Raw genomic sequence first — 16589 nt, 5'->3', positions numbered from 1 at the left:
CCTCGACCGGAGGATGCATGATGGCTACGGCTCCCGCTACACACTCGCATACGCCTACTCACGACACCCGTGGGCGGCTCAACGGTATCTTGTTTGTCGCCCTGTTCGCCCTGGCAGTGACGCAATTGGCAGCACTGCCCGCCTTTGCCCGCCTGGGCATCAGCCCGCTGATTGTCGGCATCCTTGCCGGCGCGTTGTACGGCAACTTGCTGCGCCAAGGCATACCCGCCGGCTGGGCCAGCGGTATCAACTTCAGTGCACGCAATCTGCTACGCATCGCCGTGGCCTTGTTCGGCCTACGAGTCAGTCTGCAGGAGATCGCCCAGGTCGGCTGGTCAGGCCTGACCGTGTCGCTGGCAATCGTGGTGAGCACCTTGCTGCTCGGCCTGTGGGTCGGCATCAAGTTATTCAAGCTGGACCGCGACACCGCTCTGCTGACCGCCGCCGGCAGCGCCATCTGCGGTGCAGCCGCAGTGCTGGCGTTTGAATCGGCCTTGCGCTCACAGCCGCACAAGAGCGCCATGGCGGTTGGCAGCGTGGTGCTGTTCGGCACGCTGTCGATGCTGCTCTACCCAGTACTGGTCAACAGCGGCTGGCTGGGCCTGGACACGCTCGGCGTTGGCCTGTTTTTCGGCGGCACTCTGCATGAGGTCGCCCAGGTGGTCGGCGCAGCGAGCAACGTCAGCCCGGAAGTCACGCATATTGCCACCATCGTCAAGATGACCCGGGTCATGCTGCTGGTGCCGGTGTTGCTGGTGGTGGGCCTGTGGATCAGCCGCTCGCGCCAGGCTGGCCAGGCGCAGGGCAACGGCAAGATCAATGTGCCGTGGTTTGCCTTTGGCTTTCTCGCACTGGTGCTGGTCAACTCGCTGCAGGTGCTGCCCGCTGGCATGGTGAGCGCGGTCAATCAGTTCGATACCTTCGCCTTGACCATGGCCATGACCGCCTTGGGCATGGAGAGCAAATTCAGCCAGATTCGCCAGGCCGGCCCAAGGGCGCTGGCAACCGGGGCGATTCTCAATCTGTGGCTGGTATTCGGCGGCCTGGGCATCACCTTGGCCGTGCAACGGCTGTTCGGCTGAGCAGCGAACGAGGGATTTTCAACAGCCCCCTCGTTGCGGCGCACATTTGTCGGTATGGTGGTGTCCAAGTAGGAGTTTTACATGCACAGGAAAGACTTAGATGCCCCAACGCAATGTAATCAATGCATCCGTCAGCCCCAAAGGCAGCCTCGAAACGCTGTCGCAACGTGAAGTTCAGCAACTGAGCGAAGCCGGTAGTGGCAGCCTTTACACCCTGTTCCGTCAATGCGCCCTGGCGATCCTCAACACCGGCGCCCATGTCGACAACGCCAAGACCATTCTCGAAGCCTACAAGGACTTCGAAGTACGCATCCATCAGCAGGACCGCGGCGTACGCCTCGAACTGCTGAACGCCCCGGCCGATGCCTTCGTCGATGGCGAGATGATCGCCAGCACCCGCGAGATGCTGTTCAGCGCCCTGCGCGACATCGTCTACACCGAGAGCGAACTGGCCAGCCAGCGCATCGACCTGGAAAGCTCCCAGGGCATCACCGATTACGTCTTCCACTTGCTGCGCAACGCGCGCACCTTGCGCCCGGGCGTCGAGCCGAAGATGGTCGTGTGCTGGGGCGGCCACTCGATCAGCAGCGAGGAATACCAGTACACCAAGAAGGTCGGCCACGAGCTGGGCCTGCGCAAGCTGGATATCTGCACCGGCTGCGGCCCGGGCGTAATGAAGGGGCCGATGAAGGGCGCCACCATCGCCCACGCCAAACAGCGTATGCACGGCAGCCGCTATCTCGGCCTGACCGAGCCGGGCATCATCGCCGCCGAGGCGCCGAACCCGATCGTCAACGAGCTGGTGATCCTGCCCGACATCGAGAAGCGCCTGGAAGCCTTCGTCCGGGTTGGTCACGGCATCATCATCTTCCCAGGTGGCGCCGGCACGGCCGAAGAGTTCCTGTACCTGCTCGGCATCCTGATGCACCCGGACAACGAAGGCCTGCCGTTCCCGGTGGTGCTGACCGGGCCGCGCAGTGCCGAAGCCTACCTGCAGCAGTTGCATGCGTTTGTCGGCGCCACCCTGGGTGAAGCGGCGCAAGCGCATTACCAGATCATCATCGATGATCCGGCTGAGGTTGCGCGGCAGATGGTCGAGGGGCTCAAGGCGGTCAAGCAGTTCCGCCGCGAGCGCAACGATGCCTTCCACTTCAACTGGCTGCTGAAGATTGAAGAGGGCTTCCAGCGCCCGTTCGACCCGACCCACGCCAATATGGCCAACCTTGAGTTGCGCCGCGATCTGCCGCCGCACGAACTGGCGGCCAACCTGCGCCGAGCGTTTTCCGGGATTGTCGCGGGCAACGTCAAGGACAATGGCATCCGCCTGATCGAGCAACACGGCCCATACCAGATCCGCGGTGACAGCGCTGTGCTCGACCCGCTGGGACGCTTGCTGCAGGCCTTCGTTGACCAGCACCGGATGAAGCTACCTGGCGGCGCAGCCTATGTGCCGTGCTACCAGGTCGTGACCTGAAAGCGTGATTGAACGAGCTGGCTCGATGGCATTTTCATGCAATCGGGCCAGTACGCCTGCCATCATCAGCCCTGAACAATTCCGCAACACTTAGCTGACATTTCCCACGCCAGGTGGTGAACCTGCTGACAAAAAAACGGTCTTTGGCTGACGGTCAAGTCACCGACCCGTTCATCGGCCCAGTCATCGGGCCTACTTTTGTCCAGTAGCAGCGAAGATCATCATGCCCGATTCCCGCCCCGCCCTACCCGTCCGTCCTGCCCTGCGTGGCAGCCTGCTCGCTTGCCTGATCGCCCTCGCCGCGCCGGTCCAGGCCGAACAGCCGAGTAGCGATGCGCGCTGGGTCAGTGACAGCCTGAGCACCTATGTGCGCAGCGGCCCGACCAATGGCCACCGCATCGTTGGCAGCCTCAAGGCTGGCGAGAAGGTCAGCCTGGTCGACACCCAGGGCAACTACAGCCAGATCCGCGGCCAGAACGGCGACCTGGTGTGGATCCTCAACAGCGACCTGCAGGCAGTACCGGGTCAGGCCGAACGCCTGCCAGAGCTGGACGGTAAGGTCACGCAACTGTCCGAGCAGCTGAAAACCATCGACGACAGCTGGAAGTCCCGCGTGCAGGGCATGCAGGAGACCCTCGACTCGCGCAAGACGCTGGCTGACGAACTGGAAGTGCGCAACAAAGACCTGACCCAGCAACTCGACCAAGCCCAGTCCGCCCTGCGCGATGCCCAGGCGCAACTGGGAGACGAGAACAAGCAGGTGATGATGCGCTATATGGTTTACGGCGGCAGCATTGCCGGTGCCGGCCTGCTGTTGGGGCTGATCTTGCCGGCACTGACCCGCGGTCGCAAACGCAACGACCGCTGGTTCTGAGGTTCACAGCGGCTGGTTGGTAATGCCGAACGGTACGTGCACTGACGGCGCAACAGTGCGCGTACTGTTGAGGTGGCCAGACTGGTCATCGAAGAAGATATGCGGCTTGAGCACCTGCAGCACCCGGCGCTTCTCGATACCGCCAAGAAAGAACGCGTCGTTGGCCATCACCCCCCAGCTCTTCAGGGTATTCAGCGCGCGTTCATGGGAAGGCGCATTGCGCGCGGTGACAATCGATACGCGCAGGCGGTTCTCGTAACCGGGATGCGCCAGCTTGTAACGCTCTTCGGCGGCCTGGATGCTGGCAATGCGCACGAAGAACTCCTTCAACGGCCCGGGGTTGTGCGGCTGAGTCACGTTGCTGACCTCATGGGCATGAAAGCCGGTCAGGCCATCGCGCTGCATCACCGTCTCCGATTCGTCCCCTGCCAGCACCCCATCGAAGTCGAACGCAATGCGCAGGCCATCATCGTCCTCGTCATCGTCGAACTGTGAATCGAGCACCTGCCCGGCCGGGTAACCTGCCTTGATCGCCGCATCAACGTGGGCCTTGTCGGCCGACAAGAACAGGGCGATGTTCAGCGCAGGGATGTACTCATAAGGCGAGCGCCCCTGCATGAAGATCGCCCGGGTCATGTTCAGGCCGTAGTGCTCGATGGTCTTCATCACGCGCAGGCCGGTATCCGGATCGTTCTGTGACAGCAAGACCACCTCGACCAGCGGATCCTGCGGGTCATCACACAGGTCATTGAGCGCCAGCAAGCGCTTGATGAACGGGTAGGCAATCCCCCGCGCCAGCGGTACATGCAGATGCTGCTGCTGATATTCGCGGTACTGCGCTTCGCCTTCGCGGCTGAATACTGCATGAGATTCACTCAGGTCAAAGACTGCGCTCGATGCCACGCCGATGACCAGGCGGTCGTCCACTTCATAAGCCATTGCCGCTCCTTGCCCCTTTTACGCCCAGTGAAAGCCTGACGGTGGCGTTGCCCAGGCTGCTTTGCAAGAGATTTCGGCAGCGCCGCCAGTTGAAGGTATTTTTCACATTTGCTTCACCCGACCCCAACAGCCCGACACCTAAATTGCCACCATTGGAAATGTCGGGAGCATCGAACGTGCAACAAGCGGTCTTCAAGCAGTACTGCGGTTCAGCCGGTTGCATCCGGCGCCTGCCGCGCATGGCCTCGGTCGTCGGCGTTGTTGCAGCCACTGCCAGCGTTCCAGTGCCTATGCCAGCGCGCTGTTCGTGGCTGTCGACGGCCACGGCAAACCCCACATTCTCGTCCAGACCAACGCCGAGCAATGGCCCAGGTTGATTGCCAAGAGAGGTAGTTGAGCCATGCAGCCGTCACTGCGCACCCGATGGCGCCACGCACGGCTGCTGTTGGTGGGGATTGTCTTGCTAGGTTTGGTCTATGGCACCACCCGGGTACTGCAAGGCTGGCACTTCATGTCACATACGTTCTGGGCCGGGATCTTTGTCTGGTTGACGACCTGGCTGACGGCCCTGTTCTGCTATGGCCGGCCAGCCTTGCAGGGCTTGCCCGTACTGACTCCGACGCCGAGGCTTGCACGTTTGCCCGCTTTGAGCGGTTGGCATAAGGCTTCAAGAGTTATCGACACGCGGTTGATGCGCTTCAAACACAAGGGACAGCAATGAGAATTCTGGTTATCGAGGACCACCGCGATATTCACGACAATCTGGTCGAGTTTCTCCAGCTCAGGGGCCACGAGGTCACCGGCGCGCTGGACGGCCTGACCGGCCTGCATCTGGCGGCGTCGAACAACTTTGACGCCATCATCCTCGACATCATGTTGCCAGGCATCGACGGCAATCAGATCTGCCACAGCCTGCGCGAGCATTCGCGCTCGCAGGTGGCGATCGTCATGCTCAGCGCACGCGATGAGCTGAGCGATCGCCTGACCGGGTTCAAGGTCGGTGCCGACGATTACATCGTCAAGCCGTTCGCCATGTCCGAAGTGCTGGCCAGGGTGCAGTCAGTGGTCGCTCGGCGCCAGCAGCGCGCCAGTCGCAAGCTGGTAGTAGCCGACCTGCAGTTCGACCTCGACACCCTTGAGGTAACCCGAGCCGGCACAGTGCTCAAGCTCAAGCCAACCAGCCGCAAACTGCTCGAGGTGCTCATGCAAAAGAGCCCCAACCTGGTCCGTCGCAGCGAGCTCGAAGAAACCATCTGGGGACGCGACGCACCGCAGGGCGACAACCTGCGCAGCAACATCCATATCCTGCGCAGCATCATCGACAAACAGTTCGACAGCCCGTTATTGCACACGGTGCATGGGCTGGGGTATCAGCTGTGCGAGAAGTACTGAAAGGGCCGCCAGCAGCATACGCACTCTGTAGGAGCGGCCTTGCCGGGGCGCTCCTACAGACACCATGTGCGCTTCAAATCACTGCCGCAACCCTTGCAACGCCGCCAGCACATAGCCGGTGGCGCGCTCCATCTCACCAACCCTGCAAGCAATCCCCAGTTGCCGCCACAACCCCGGCCGCAGCGGCCGCCGACTCACTCGCGGATCCAGCGCCGCCACCTCGCCCTCCTGCGGCAACAGCGTCGCACCATACCCAGCACCGACCAGGCTCTTGATCGCGTCATTGAAATTCAGCTCGATGCGCGGTTCAGGAAACAACCCCGCTGCCCCAAACCACTGCGCAATCACTCGCGATAACTGAGTACTGCTGTCGTTGAGAATCAACGCCCGCTGAGCCAGCCACGCCGGCGTCACCCGCGCAGGCGGGCGCCATTCACTGGGCACATAGGCCATGATCGGATCCCGCCGCCAAGGCGTAATCTGCACGCCTTTGCCAGCCACCTGCGGCAGTGCCACCAGAGCAATATCCAACCGCCCCTCGCGCAGACCCGCCAACGAAGCCTGCGAAGTCAACACCTGCACCTGCACATCAATCGCCGGATGCTCGACCCGCAGCATCTCCAGCGCCTGCGGCAACAGATGGGCGATGGCACCAGTCGACGCGCCCAGCCGCACCCGCCCAGTCAAGCCCTGCACCTGTCGACGCACCTCCTCCAGTGCCAGTTCGGCGTCTGCCAGCAGCTTTCGCGACCGCACCAGCAGCGTCTCGCCGATGGCCGTCGGGCGCACCTGACCGCGGGTCCGGCTGAGCAGCGGCGCCCCTACCCGGGCCTCCAACTCGGCGACGTGCAGGCTGATGGTCGGCGGCGCCAGGTTGAGCTGGCGGGCAGCTTCAGCGAACGAGCCAAGGTCGGCAATCACCACCAGAGTGCGCAAACGGTCGAGGCTGATTTCACGCATGGGCTGGATGCAGATGGACTGACACGGAAGCGCTCCCTGATTCATGATTTCTGAACGTGACCATCATGAAATGCAAATTTCCATTCGTCCAGTCGTGAGCGAGCATAGGTCATCTTCCTTATTACACGGACATCGCCCCATGCGCACTCCTCTGGTCTTTATCGACGGCGACCAAGGCACCACCGGCCTGCAGATCCACGCCCGCCTGCACGGGCGCAACGATTTGCGCCTACTGACCCTGGCCGAAGCCGAGCGCAAGGATCCACAGCGCCGCGCAGAGGCGATCAACAGCGCCGATATCGCCCTGCTGTGCCTGCCGGATGGCGCCGCGATCGAAGCGGTAGCGGCGATCAGCAACCCTGCGGTGCGGGTCATCGACGCCAGCTCCGCCCACCGCACTGCACCAGGTTGGGTGTATGGCTTGCCGGAACTGGATGCGCAGCAGCCTGAGCGCATCGCCCAGGCCAAGCGGGTGAGCAACCCTGGCTGCTACCCAACCGGGGCCATTGCCCTGTTGCGGCCACTGATCGAGGCCGGGCTGCTGCCCACCGACTATCCACTGACAGTACATGCGATCTCAGGCTACTCCGGCGGCGGCCGGGCCGCGGTCGAGCGGCATGAACAGCCACGCGCAGAACGCTTGCCTACGCTGCAGCTGTACGGCCTTGATCTGGCCCACAAGCATGTGCCGGAGATCCAGCAGCATGCTGGCCTCAGCGCGCGGCCAGTATTTCTCCCAGGCTATGGCGATTACCGCCAGGGCATCGTGCTGAGCATCCCGCTGCAATTGCGGCTGTTGCCTGCTGGGGTGAATGCCGAGCATCTGCAAGCTTGCCTGCAGGAGCATTATCAAAACGCCCGTCACGTCCAGTTGATGCCATTGCACCAGCACGGGCCAGCCGCAGCACTGGACCCAGAGGCGCTCAACGACAGCAATGATCTGCGCCTGGCCCTGTTCGCCAACCCGGAGCACGGCCAGGTTGTGCTCACTGCGGTATTCGACAACCTGGGCAAAGGCGCCTCGGGCGCGGCGGTCCAAAACCTTGACCTGATGCTGGCGGCGTTCGCCGAGCACAGCTGAACCGGCAAAACCGGGTAGACTGTCACCCCGCGTTGCCGTTGACGCGGGGTGTTTTTGCCAGCCGGAGCTTTGCCTGCAATGTTCATTCTCAGCCGCCTCGACAGCGTGCCGCCCGAATCCTTCCAGAACCAGATCCGCCAGTTGGTGATCGACCATGTCGGCGAGCTGAGTAGTGTCGCCATCAGCAGTGACAACCCGCTCTACCCGCTCTATCAATACGGTGTCGGCCTTGAGGTGCACCAGTACCTGCAAGCCATGGACGGCACACGTGGGCTGGCCGTGCAGTTGTTGCTCGCGCTGGATGCCGATGCGCCTGATCAACTACTGGGTTTCGCGCTCACTCTGCCCGCTCAGGACGACCCGCAGGCCTGCTCGCTGGCGTTCATGGTGGTGCTGCCCAGCCACCGTCGCCAGGGCATCGCTCGCGCACTGCTAGCTGACCTGCAGTCACGCTACAGCTGTGTCGAACTGAATGCCTTCGCAGGGCTGGTGCCCTGGTTTGAAGAGATGGGCATGCAGGTGGTCGCGGCACGTGGCCCGCAAGTGCTGATGAGCAGCACCGGCCACGCCAGCGGCGCGCTGGTCGGCACTCTGGATATCGCCCCGATCTATGAAACGCTGGAAGTGCGCCAGATCCATGCCTACCTGCTCAAGCAGCAAGGCGAAGACGCCATGATCGACGCCGAACAGCGCCGCGATGAGCGCCTTGACGAACTGGCGCTACAGGCCCAGGCCTGCGTCAGGCAGCGCCAAGCGGTGCATTGACCGCCCCGCTCAAACCTCGGTCAAAGGGATGTCGCCGGCGCTGCCCTTGCCCTCGCGGCGATCGCTCATCCAGTCGTTGAGCTGTTCGCCAAACTGCGCCGGCGCCTTGCGCCCGAAGCGCTGCCCCAGATCAAGGATGCTCTGCTGGGCCAGGGTCTCTTCCATGCGTTTCTGCGCGCTGATCATCACCGCGTGGATTGCGCAGGTGCCCTCGGTCGCCCAGCTCGGCGCCGAGCCCTCGAACAGCACACAGCGCTCGCGGATTTCGCGGCAATCGAAAATCTTCTTCGCCCCGTCAATTGCAGTGGCGATGTCCAACACGCTGATCTCGGCCGCCGGCCGCGCCAGGCGAAACCCGCCGCGCACGCCTTCGGTGGCCGCCACCAGGCCGGCGCGAGCCAGTTTGGTAAAGACCTTGGCCAGGTATTCCTGAGGCACCCCCTGCAGCTCGGCCAGATCACGCACGCTGGCTTCGCGGCTCTCACCCTGCTCATCGAGCAACAGCAGCAGGCAATGGATGCCGTATTCAACCCCGGCGCTGTAAAGCGACATATCAATCTCCGACTGGATTAGTCGCAAATGGTACGCCTGTGGCCGTCTGTAGGCAAAGACCGGCTGGTTCGACGCTGATCGCAATCAACAAAACGCTTGTGATTTATAACTACGACCAATAGAGTCGTAGTTATTCGAGCGACAACAGGATTGTGCTCGATGGTGTCTCGTCCCTCTCAATCACCCGGAGCAATCCCATGAAAACCAACATCCTGATCATCGGCGCAGGCTTTGCTGGCGTGTGGAGCGCACTCAGCGCTGCGCGCTTGCTCGACCAGGCGCAACGCGGCGAGTTGAGCCTCACCGTTCTCGCCCCTCAGCCGCAGATGCGCATCCGCCCACGCCTTTACGAGGCCCAGGCACATACCCTGCAGGCGCCTCTGACCGCCTTGTTCGATGCGGTTGGGGTGAAGTTCATCGAGGGTCACGCCCGGGCGATCGACCCGGATGGAAGCCAGGTCAGCTATGCAGACGGCGCTGGCAACAACCAACGGATCAGCTATCAACGCCTGATCCTCGCCGCCGGCAGCCAGGTGGCGCGCCCGAACATTGCCGGCCTGGCCGAGCACACCTTTGATGTCGACCAACTGGAATCGGCCGTGCGCCTTGAACAGCATCTGCACGCGCTCGCCGCGCTGCCGGGATCCCCTGCGCGCAACACCGTGGTGGTGTGCGGCGGCGGTTTCACCGGCATCGAAACGGCAACCGAAATGCCCGAGCGTTTGCGTGCCATGCTCGGCGCCGACACCCGCTTGCGCGTAGTGGTGGTCGACCGCGGCGCACAGATCGGCGCGGCACTAGGCGCCGGGATCACTCCCTCAATCGTCGCCGCCTGCAAACAAGCCGGCGTGGAATGGTTGCCCGGCACCTCGGTGGTGGCAGTCGACAGTGGCGGCGTCACGCTGGACAACGGCGACTACATCGCCAGCAAGACAGTGATCTGGACCGTCGGCGTGCAGGCCAGCCCATTGACGGCACAAATACCCGGCGAGCGCGACGGCCAGGGTCGGCTGCGGGTAGACGAGCATCTCAAGGTCAAAGGTCAGGAACACATCTATGCCACCGGCGACGTTGCCTGGGCGGCCGTCGATGACCTCGGCAACCATGCCCCGATGACCTGCCAGCACGCCATCCCTATGGGCCGCCATGCGGGCAACAACGCCGCAGCAGATCTACTCGCGCTAACGCCCGTGGTCTATCGCCAGCCCAAATATGTCACCTGCCTCGACCTCGGCGCGTGGGGCGCGACCTTCAGCGAAGGTTGGGAGCGCGAGCTGAAACTGCAAGGTGAGGAAGGCAAGGCAGTCAAACGGCAAATCAACACGCAATGGATCTACCCGCCAGCCGCAGACAGGGCCACGGCGCTGGCTGCCGCCGACCCCGCGATTGCTATCGTCTGAGCGCAATAAAGCTGACAGTTTCGTCAGAAAATGACGAAACTGTCGTAAGTTGCAGTTACATTGAATGAGTGGTCAATAATAGTGGCACTGTGGCATCATCGAAAAAAACAATCAGCACGATTGAGGAACAACCTCACCCTTTCGCAGCGCATCGAGAGCCCGGCGCCTATCAGGTGACGCGGCTTCGCCGAACCAGCTCTTGACGCCTGCCAGCCATCGTCAAGGAGCTTCCCATGCAATTACGGAATATGAAGATCGGCACTCGCGCCGCCAGTGTGTTTACCCTGCTGGGCGTGCTGGTACTGGTCATGGGCTTACTCTCACTGTACGAAACCCGCCAGATGGACCGCTCCACCGATGAGATCCGCGATACCTGGATTCCGGCCATGGTTGCCTTGAGCGACGTCGGCACCAATCTGGGCCGCGCCCGCGCCATTACCCTGCGCACCGCACTGGAAACACAGGCAAGTGCCCGCCAGAGCAGCATGGCCCTGGTCGACAGCATCAACCAGCAACTGGCCAGCGGTATCAAGGCCTATGAAGCAACCATCGTCGCTGCTGATGATCGCGCCCTGTTCAATACCTTCGCCGCCGCCGAGCGCCAGTATCTGGATCAGCAGAAGCAGGTACTCGGCTTGATAGTGGCTGGCAAGGCTGACGAGGCCAATGCGTTATTGACTGGCGCCATGGCGCAGTCCGCCGATGTGATGATGAAAGCCCTGGACGCTCTGCTCGATTACAACAGCAATGGCGCCGAAGCGGCCTCCCAGCGCAGCAGCGACGTGGCCGATGAGGCGTTTTCGGTGATCGTCGTGTCGCTGTTGATCATCCTCGGTGCACTGGTGGCCATCGCGATCCTGCTCACCCGCAGCATCGTCGTGCCCTTGGCTGATGCCGTCGCAGTGGCAGAACGCGTCGCCACCAACGATCTGACCCAGGACATCCGTGTACAAGGCCAGGACGAGCCAGCCCTGCTGCTCGCTGCCCTGGCGCGGATGCAGAGCAGCCTGCGCGACACCCTGCGCAAGATCTCTGCCTCATCCGACCAGTTGGCCTCGGCCTCCGAAGAGCTGCACAGCGTGACCGAAGACACCAGCCGCGGCCTGCATCAGCAAAGTGCCGAAATTGACCAGGCAGCCACTGCGGTCAACCAGATGACTGCCGCCGTCGAAGAAGTCGCCAACAACGCCGTGACCACTGCCGATGCATCCAAAGGCGCCGACCAGAGCACCCGTGACGGTCGCGATCAGGTCAATCAGGCACTCAGCTCGATCCAGCATCTGGTCAACGACGTCAGCGGCACTTCAACAGAAATCGAACAACTGGCCACCAGTGCCAACGAAATCAGCCGCGTGCTGGACGTGATCGGCGCCATCGCCGGGCAGACCAACCTGCTGGCCCTTAATGCGGCAATCGAAGCCGCCCGCGCTGGCGAAGCTGGCCGCGGTTTTGCCGTGGTCGCCGACGAGGTGCGCGCCCTCGCCCACCGCACTCAGGAGTCCACCGCTGAAATCGAACAGATGATTGCCGGTATCCAGAACGGCACCGAACGCGCCGTGACAGCCATGCACAGCAGCCGCAGCCGCGCCAACGGCACCTTGGAAGTGGCCCAGTCAGCCGGCGAAGCGTTGGAGGTAATTGCTGAAGCGATTGCCTCGATCAACCAGCGCAACCTGGTCATCGCCAGCGCCTCCGAAGAACAGGCGCAGGTGGCGCGAGAGGTGGACCGCAACCTGGTCAACATCCGCGATCTGTCGATGCAGACCTCGGCGGGCGCCAACCAGACCAGCGCTGCGGCGCAGGATCTGTCGCGCCTGGCAGTGGACCTGAACGGGATGGTGGCGCAGTTCAAGCTTTGACAGTACAAGGGGGCTGCCGGGCAGCCCCTGCTGTCTATCAGGGGTTGATGCGTAGCGGCTTGCCAGCCCGCTGGGTCTGGCCACGTGTGGCCAGGCAGTAATACAGCGGGCAGGTCACCAACAAGCCAAACAACCACGACAAATCTGCGCCCTCGACCAGATTCGAGTACGGCCCGACATACAGCGCAGTATTGGCAAACGGCAGCTGCACCAGGATGCCGCAGGCGTAGGCAATGATCGCGTGGTGGTTGAAGCGCCCGTAGATGCCGCCATCGGCGCTGAAGATCGAGGCGATGTCGTACACGCCTTTCTTGATCAGGTAGAAATCGATGAGGTTGATCGACGCCCACGGCACCAGCACCAGCAGCAGTGCCAGGATCAACCCGATGAACTGGCCGATGAAGTCAGCCGACGCGTTCAGCGCAACCATCCCACAACCGAGCAGAATCACTGCAGCGAGGATCACCCGCACCTTGATGCTGGGAGTCCACTGCGCCGCGAAGGTCTGAATCGCGGTCACGATCGACAGCACCGCGCCGTACAGATTGAGGGCGTTGTGGCTGATGATATTGAGCAGGAACAGCACCATCAGGATCGGCCCCAACCAGCCAGTGGCTTGTTCCACTGCCGCCATGGCATCAGTGCCTTCCGGCACGCACAGCACCGCAATCGCGCCAAAACTGAAGCACAGGATGGTGCCCAGGGTGGCACCGAAATAGGTCGCCCAGAACGGCTTGGCGATGCCGATTTCGCGCGGCAGATAGCGCGAGTAATCAGAGGTGTAGGGCGAGAAGCTGATCTGCCAGATGGTGCCCAGCGACACAGTGGCGATGAAGCCGGACAAGTTGAAGCTGCCGCGGCTGAAGAAGTCGGCGGGCAGGTCCTGGACGAACATCATGATGAAACCGGCCAGCAGCGCCGAACCCATGACCCAGGTGCCGATGCGGTTGAGGCTATGAATGAAGCGGTAGCCGATCACGCCGATCGCCGTGGCGCTGAGCGCGCCGATCACGATTGCCGTCGGCATCGGTACGCTGGGGGCAATGCCATGGATCGATTTGCCGGCCAGCACGATGTTGGAGATGAAGAAGCCAACATAGATAAGCGCGGTGAAGAACACGATCAGCAGAGCGCCATAGCGGCCGAACTGGCCACGGCTCTGGACCATTTGCGGAATGCCCAATTGCGGCCCCTGCGCCGAGGCCAGGGCAATCACCACCCCGCCGAGCAAGTGCCCTAGAGCGATGGCGATCAACCCCCACAGCAGATTCAGATGAAACACCTGAACCACCATGGCGCCGGTGACGATGGGCAGTGGCGCGATGTTGGTGCTGAACCAGAGGGTGAACAGGTCGCGCGCCTTCCCGTGGCGCTCTGCAGGTGGAACGTAATCGACCGTGTGATTCTCGACAAACTGGTGCTGCGACGACGATTGGGACATAGGAATTCAGCTCGAAAGGGTCGTTTTTATCGTTGTAGGAAACCGCTCATGGCGGCCTCTCAGCTGCGGACCATATTATGGTATTCCAAACTTTTGACAACACTGCGCCGCCTTAAAAATCAGTAACTGATCCGGTTCAGCAACCTTCCAAGCCAATCTAAATTGACGGCAATCCCCCGTACTCAAAGGCTTTGCGCCTTTCATCGTGTTTTTTCCAGATGCGTAATTAGCGCTTGCAAAACGAGTATTACGGTATACCATCAGACACATCAACGATAAAAAGCGGACCACCGCTCCCCTGCGAAGAGGATCACTTCATGATCGACGCAACCGTCTACAAGAACGTCCTGGGCTCCTTCCCGTCAGGCGTTACCGTCATCACCACCCTGGATGACGACGGCCAGATCGTCGGCCTTACCGCCAGCGCGTTTTCCTCGCTGTCGATGGACCCGCCGCTGGTGCTGTTCTGCCCTAATTACAGCTCCGACTCCTACCCTGTCCTGATCGCCAAAAAGCGCTTTGCCATTCACCTGCTCTCCGGCGAGCAGCAGGCCGAGGCTTACGCCTTCGCGAAAAAGGGCAAGGACAAGGCCGCTGGCATCGAGTGGACCTTGAGCGAGCTGGGCAATCCCCTGCTGGCCAACGCCACCGCAATCATCGAGTGCGAACTGTGGCGTGAATATGAAGGTGGCGACCACGCCATCATGGTCGGCAAGGTGCAGAACCTGATCGTGCCTGAGCAAGCGCCACAGCCGATGATCTACTGCCGCGGCAAGATGGCCAGCCTGCCTGCCTTCGCCTGAGCACTGCCTATTCTGTCTACGGATGCCAGGCGCGTCCGTTGTGATCACTGACGCCTGCCCTGCCAGGCGCGACATTCAAGCGTTGAGGAATGCCCCATGAAATTTTCGTTGTTCGTGCACATGGAACGTTGGGATGAACAGGTCAGCCACCGCCAGTTGTTCGAAGACCTCACCGAACTGACCCTGATGGCCGAGGACGGCGGTTTCAGCACCGTGTGGATCGGCGAACACCACGCCATGGAATACACCATTTCGCCCAGCCCGATGCCGCTGCTGGCCTACCTGGCCGCACGCACCGAGAAGATTCGCCTGGGCGCCGGCACCATCATCGCGCCGTTTTGGAACCCGATCCGGGTAGCCGGCGAATGCGCCCTGCTCGACGTGATCAGCAACGGGCGAATGGAAGTGGGCCTGGCGCGCGGCGCCTACCAATTCGAATTCGACCGCATGGCCAATGGCATGCCCGCCACTGAAGGCGGCAAGGCTCTGCGTGAGATGGTCCCGGCGGTCCGCGAATTGTGGAAAGGCGATTACGCCTTCGAAGGCGAGGTGTACAAATTCCCTACTTCGACCAGCGTACCCAAGCCAGTCCAAAGCGGCATGCCGCCGATGTGGATTGCCGCACGTGACCCAGACTCGCACAACTTTGCCGTGAAGAACGGCTGCAACGTGATGGTCACCCCGTTGATGAAGGGTGACGAAGAAGTGCTCGACCTGAAAAACAAATTCCAGGCCGCACTGGACAACAACCCAGAGGTACCGCGCCCGCAACTGATGGTGCTGCGCCACACCCACGTGCACAGCGCTGCAGATCCAGATGGCTGGAAGATCGGCGCCAAAGCGATTGCGCGCTTCTACCGCACCTTCGATGCCTGGTTCGGCAACAAGACCGTTCCGGTCAATGGCTTCCTCGAGCCGAGCCCGGAGTCGAAGTTTGCCGAAGTGCCCGCCTTCGAGCTGGACAACATTCGCAAGAACACCATGATCGGCACGCCTGAAGAAATCATTGCGCGCATCAAGTACTACCAGGAGCTCGGCGTCGACGAGTTCAGCTTCTGGTGTGACAACAGCTTGCCGCATGCCGAAAAGAAGAAGTCGCTGGAGCTGTTCATCAAGGAAGTCGTGCCGGCTTTCAACTGAATTCCCATTACCTGAATTCATTGCGGGAACAGCCCGCTCCTGCGGGCTTGATCGCCTGCGAGAGCGGGCATTTTTTTGCCGATCATCTACCCCCCGCACCTGCATCACTGGATTGCCCGGCCTTTCGTCTTCTCGCCGGAGAAATTTCAATCAAGCTATTGCAGAACAAATATTATGGTATACCATCAGACAACAAGACCAGATACCTTTGACAGGAGCCACCCATGAGTTTCGAAATCCGCAAGATCGTCACCTACTCCGAAGAAACCCGCATCGAAGGCGGCAAGGCCACCGACAAACCAGTGACCATGGTCGGCCTGGCTGTGGTGATCAAGAACCCATGGGCGGGTCGCGGTTTCGTTGATGATCTGAAACCGGAAATCCGTGCCAATTGCTCCGACCTCGGCGCGTTGATGGTCGAGCGTCTGATTGCTGCCATCGGCGGCGCGGACAAGATCGAGGCCTACGGCAAAGCGGCGGTCGTCGGTGCTGATGGCGAGATCGAACACGCTTCGGCGGTGATCCACACCCTGCGCTTTGGCAACCATTACCGCGAAGCGGTGCAAGCCAAGAGCTACCTGAGCTTCACCAACAAGCGTGGCGGCCCAGGCACCTCGATCCAGATCCCAATGATGCAGAAGGATGACGAAGGCCTGCGTTCGCACTACATCACCCTGGAAATGCAGATCGAAGATGCACCACGTGCCGACGAGATCGTGGTGGTACTGGGCGCCGCTGACGGCGGCCGCCTGCACCCGCGCATCGGCAACCGCTACATCGACCTCGAAGAACTGGCAGCCGAAAAAGCTCAATAACAATTAGATCAA

General features: G+C 61.6%; 16 protein-coding genes and 1 pseudogene. 12 read left to right on the top strand and 5 right to left on the bottom strand.

All coding sequences use genetic code 11. From position 1 onward, the window contains the following. The first annotated feature begins 20 nt into the window (after positions 1 to 20). The 3 genes from CXQ80_RS09890 (at position 21) to CXQ80_RS09880 (ending at position 3430) form a co-directional block, all read left to right on the top strand. Entirely contained in the window at positions 21 to 1082 is a 1062-nt protein-coding gene (locus CXQ80_RS09890; RefSeq protein WP_101322999.1) for a YeiH family protein, read from the top strand. Between the two features lie 100 nt (positions 1083 to 1182). Continuing rightward, positions 1183 to 2556 (top strand): nucleotide 5'-monophosphate nucleosidase PpnN, encoded by a 1374-nt coding sequence (gene ppnN / locus CXQ80_RS09885; RefSeq protein WP_101318899.1) that lies wholly within the window; start codon positions 1183 to 1185, stop codon positions 2554 to 2556. 223 nt (positions 2557 to 2779) lie between these two features. After that, entirely contained in the window at positions 2780 to 3430 is a 651-nt protein-coding gene (locus CXQ80_RS09880) for a TIGR04211 family SH3 domain-containing protein (RefSeq protein WP_101318897.1), read from the top strand. Between the two features lie 3 nt (positions 3431 to 3433). Here CXQ80_RS09880 and CXQ80_RS09875 read toward each other — a convergent pair whose 3' ends face one another. Together CXQ80_RS09875 and CXQ80_RS24710 are read right to left on the bottom strand one after the other, a co-directional pair. After that, complete coding sequence (locus CXQ80_RS09875) at positions 3434 to 4369, bottom strand: 5'-nucleotidase (protein WP_101318895.1); 936 nt, start codon at positions 4367 to 4369, stop codon at positions 3434 to 3436. Then, entirely contained in the window at positions 4359 to 4694 is a 336-nt protein-coding gene (locus tag CXQ80_RS24710; RefSeq protein ID WP_157831736.1) for a hypothetical protein, read from the bottom strand. Before CXQ80_RS24710 ends, CXQ80_RS09875 begins: the two co-directional genes overlap by 11 nt. Before the next feature lie 84 nt (positions 4695 to 4778). Here CXQ80_RS24710 and CXQ80_RS24970 point away from each other — a divergent pair. After that, positions 4779 to 5090, top strand: a pseudogene (locus CXQ80_RS24970) (hypothetical protein); the annotation flags it as partial. Further along, positions 5087 to 5761, top strand: a complete 675-nt coding sequence (locus CXQ80_RS09865) for a response regulator transcription factor (protein ID WP_101318893.1) — start codon at positions 5087 to 5089, stop codon at positions 5759 to 5761. The pseudogene CXQ80_RS24970 and the gene CXQ80_RS09865, both read left to right, overlap by 4 nt. Positions 5762 to 5839: 78 nt before the next feature. On the opposite strand, the gene CXQ80_RS09860 is transcribed toward CXQ80_RS09865, so the two are convergent. Next, positions 5840 to 6721, bottom strand: a complete 882-nt coding sequence (locus CXQ80_RS09860) for a LysR family transcriptional regulator (protein WP_101318891.1) — start codon at positions 6719 to 6721, stop codon at positions 5840 to 5842. A 139-nt stretch (positions 6722 to 6860) separates the two neighbouring features. Between CXQ80_RS09860 and argC the strand changes: the two genes are divergently transcribed. Further along, positions 6861 to 7802, top strand: coding sequence for an N-acetyl-gamma-glutamyl-phosphate reductase (gene argC, locus CXQ80_RS09855; protein WP_101318889.1), 942 nt, complete (start codon positions 6861 to 6863; stop codon positions 7800 to 7802). 78 nt (positions 7803 to 7880) lie between these two features. Beyond that, a complete protein-coding gene (locus tag CXQ80_RS09850; protein ID WP_101318887.1) occupies positions 7881 to 8567 on the top strand; it encodes a GNAT family N-acetyltransferase in 687 nt (228 codons plus the stop codon). Positions 8568 to 8576: 9 nt separating this feature from the next. On the opposite strand, the gene CXQ80_RS09845 is transcribed toward CXQ80_RS09850, so the two are convergent. Then, complete coding sequence (locus CXQ80_RS09845; protein WP_101318885.1) at positions 8577 to 9119, bottom strand: Rrf2 family transcriptional regulator; 543 nt, start codon at positions 9117 to 9119, stop codon at positions 8577 to 8579. Positions 9120 to 9316: 197 nt separating this feature from the next. Here CXQ80_RS09845 and CXQ80_RS09840 point away from each other — a divergent pair, with 197 nt between their 5' ends. Next, the gene (locus CXQ80_RS09840; protein ID WP_101318883.1) at positions 9317 to 10519 is read left to right on the top strand and encodes an NAD(P)/FAD-dependent oxidoreductase; all 1203 of its coding nucleotides are present in this window, start codon (positions 9317 to 9319) and stop codon (positions 10517 to 10519) included. Positions 10520 to 10752: 233 nt separating this feature from the next. Continuing rightward, positions 10753 to 12378: a methyl-accepting chemotaxis protein gene (locus CXQ80_RS09835; RefSeq protein WP_101318881.1), complete on the top strand. Its 1626-nt coding sequence runs from the start codon at positions 10753 to 10755 to the stop codon at positions 12376 to 12378. Between the two features lie 37 nt (positions 12379 to 12415). Here CXQ80_RS09835 and CXQ80_RS09830 read toward each other — a convergent pair whose 3' ends face one another. After that, entirely contained in the window at positions 12416 to 13819 is a 1404-nt protein-coding gene (locus tag CXQ80_RS09830; protein ID WP_101318879.1) for a cytosine permease, read from the bottom strand. Positions 13820 to 14136: 317 nt separating this feature from the next. Between CXQ80_RS09830 and CXQ80_RS09825 the strand changes: the two genes are divergently transcribed. From CXQ80_RS09825 to CXQ80_RS09815, 3 genes are all read left to right on the top strand, one after another. Then, the gene (locus CXQ80_RS09825; protein WP_101318877.1) at positions 14137 to 14622 is read left to right on the top strand and encodes a flavin reductase family protein; all 486 of its coding nucleotides are present in this window, start codon (positions 14137 to 14139) and stop codon (positions 14620 to 14622) included. 96 nt (positions 14623 to 14718) lie between these two features. Then, positions 14719 to 15762 (top strand): LLM class flavin-dependent oxidoreductase, encoded by a 1044-nt coding sequence (locus CXQ80_RS09820; RefSeq protein ID WP_101318875.1) that lies wholly within the window; start codon positions 14719 to 14721, stop codon positions 15760 to 15762. A gap of 224 nt (positions 15763 to 15986) precedes the next feature. Continuing rightward, on the top strand, positions 15987 to 16577 hold the full coding sequence (locus CXQ80_RS09815) for an amino acid synthesis family protein (protein WP_101318873.1): 591 nt from the start codon (positions 15987 to 15989) through the stop codon (positions 16575 to 16577). Positions 16578 to 16589 lie beyond the last annotated feature (12 nt).

It is taken from the genome of Pseudomonas sp. 02C 26 (assembly GCF_002843585.1).
Lineage (GTDB): Bacteria > Pseudomonadota > Gammaproteobacteria > Pseudomonadales > Pseudomonadaceae > Aquipseudomonas > Aquipseudomonas shirazensis.
The sequence above is the reverse complement of the archived record's forward strand: the minus strand, read 5'-3'. Positions and strand labels throughout refer to the sequence as shown.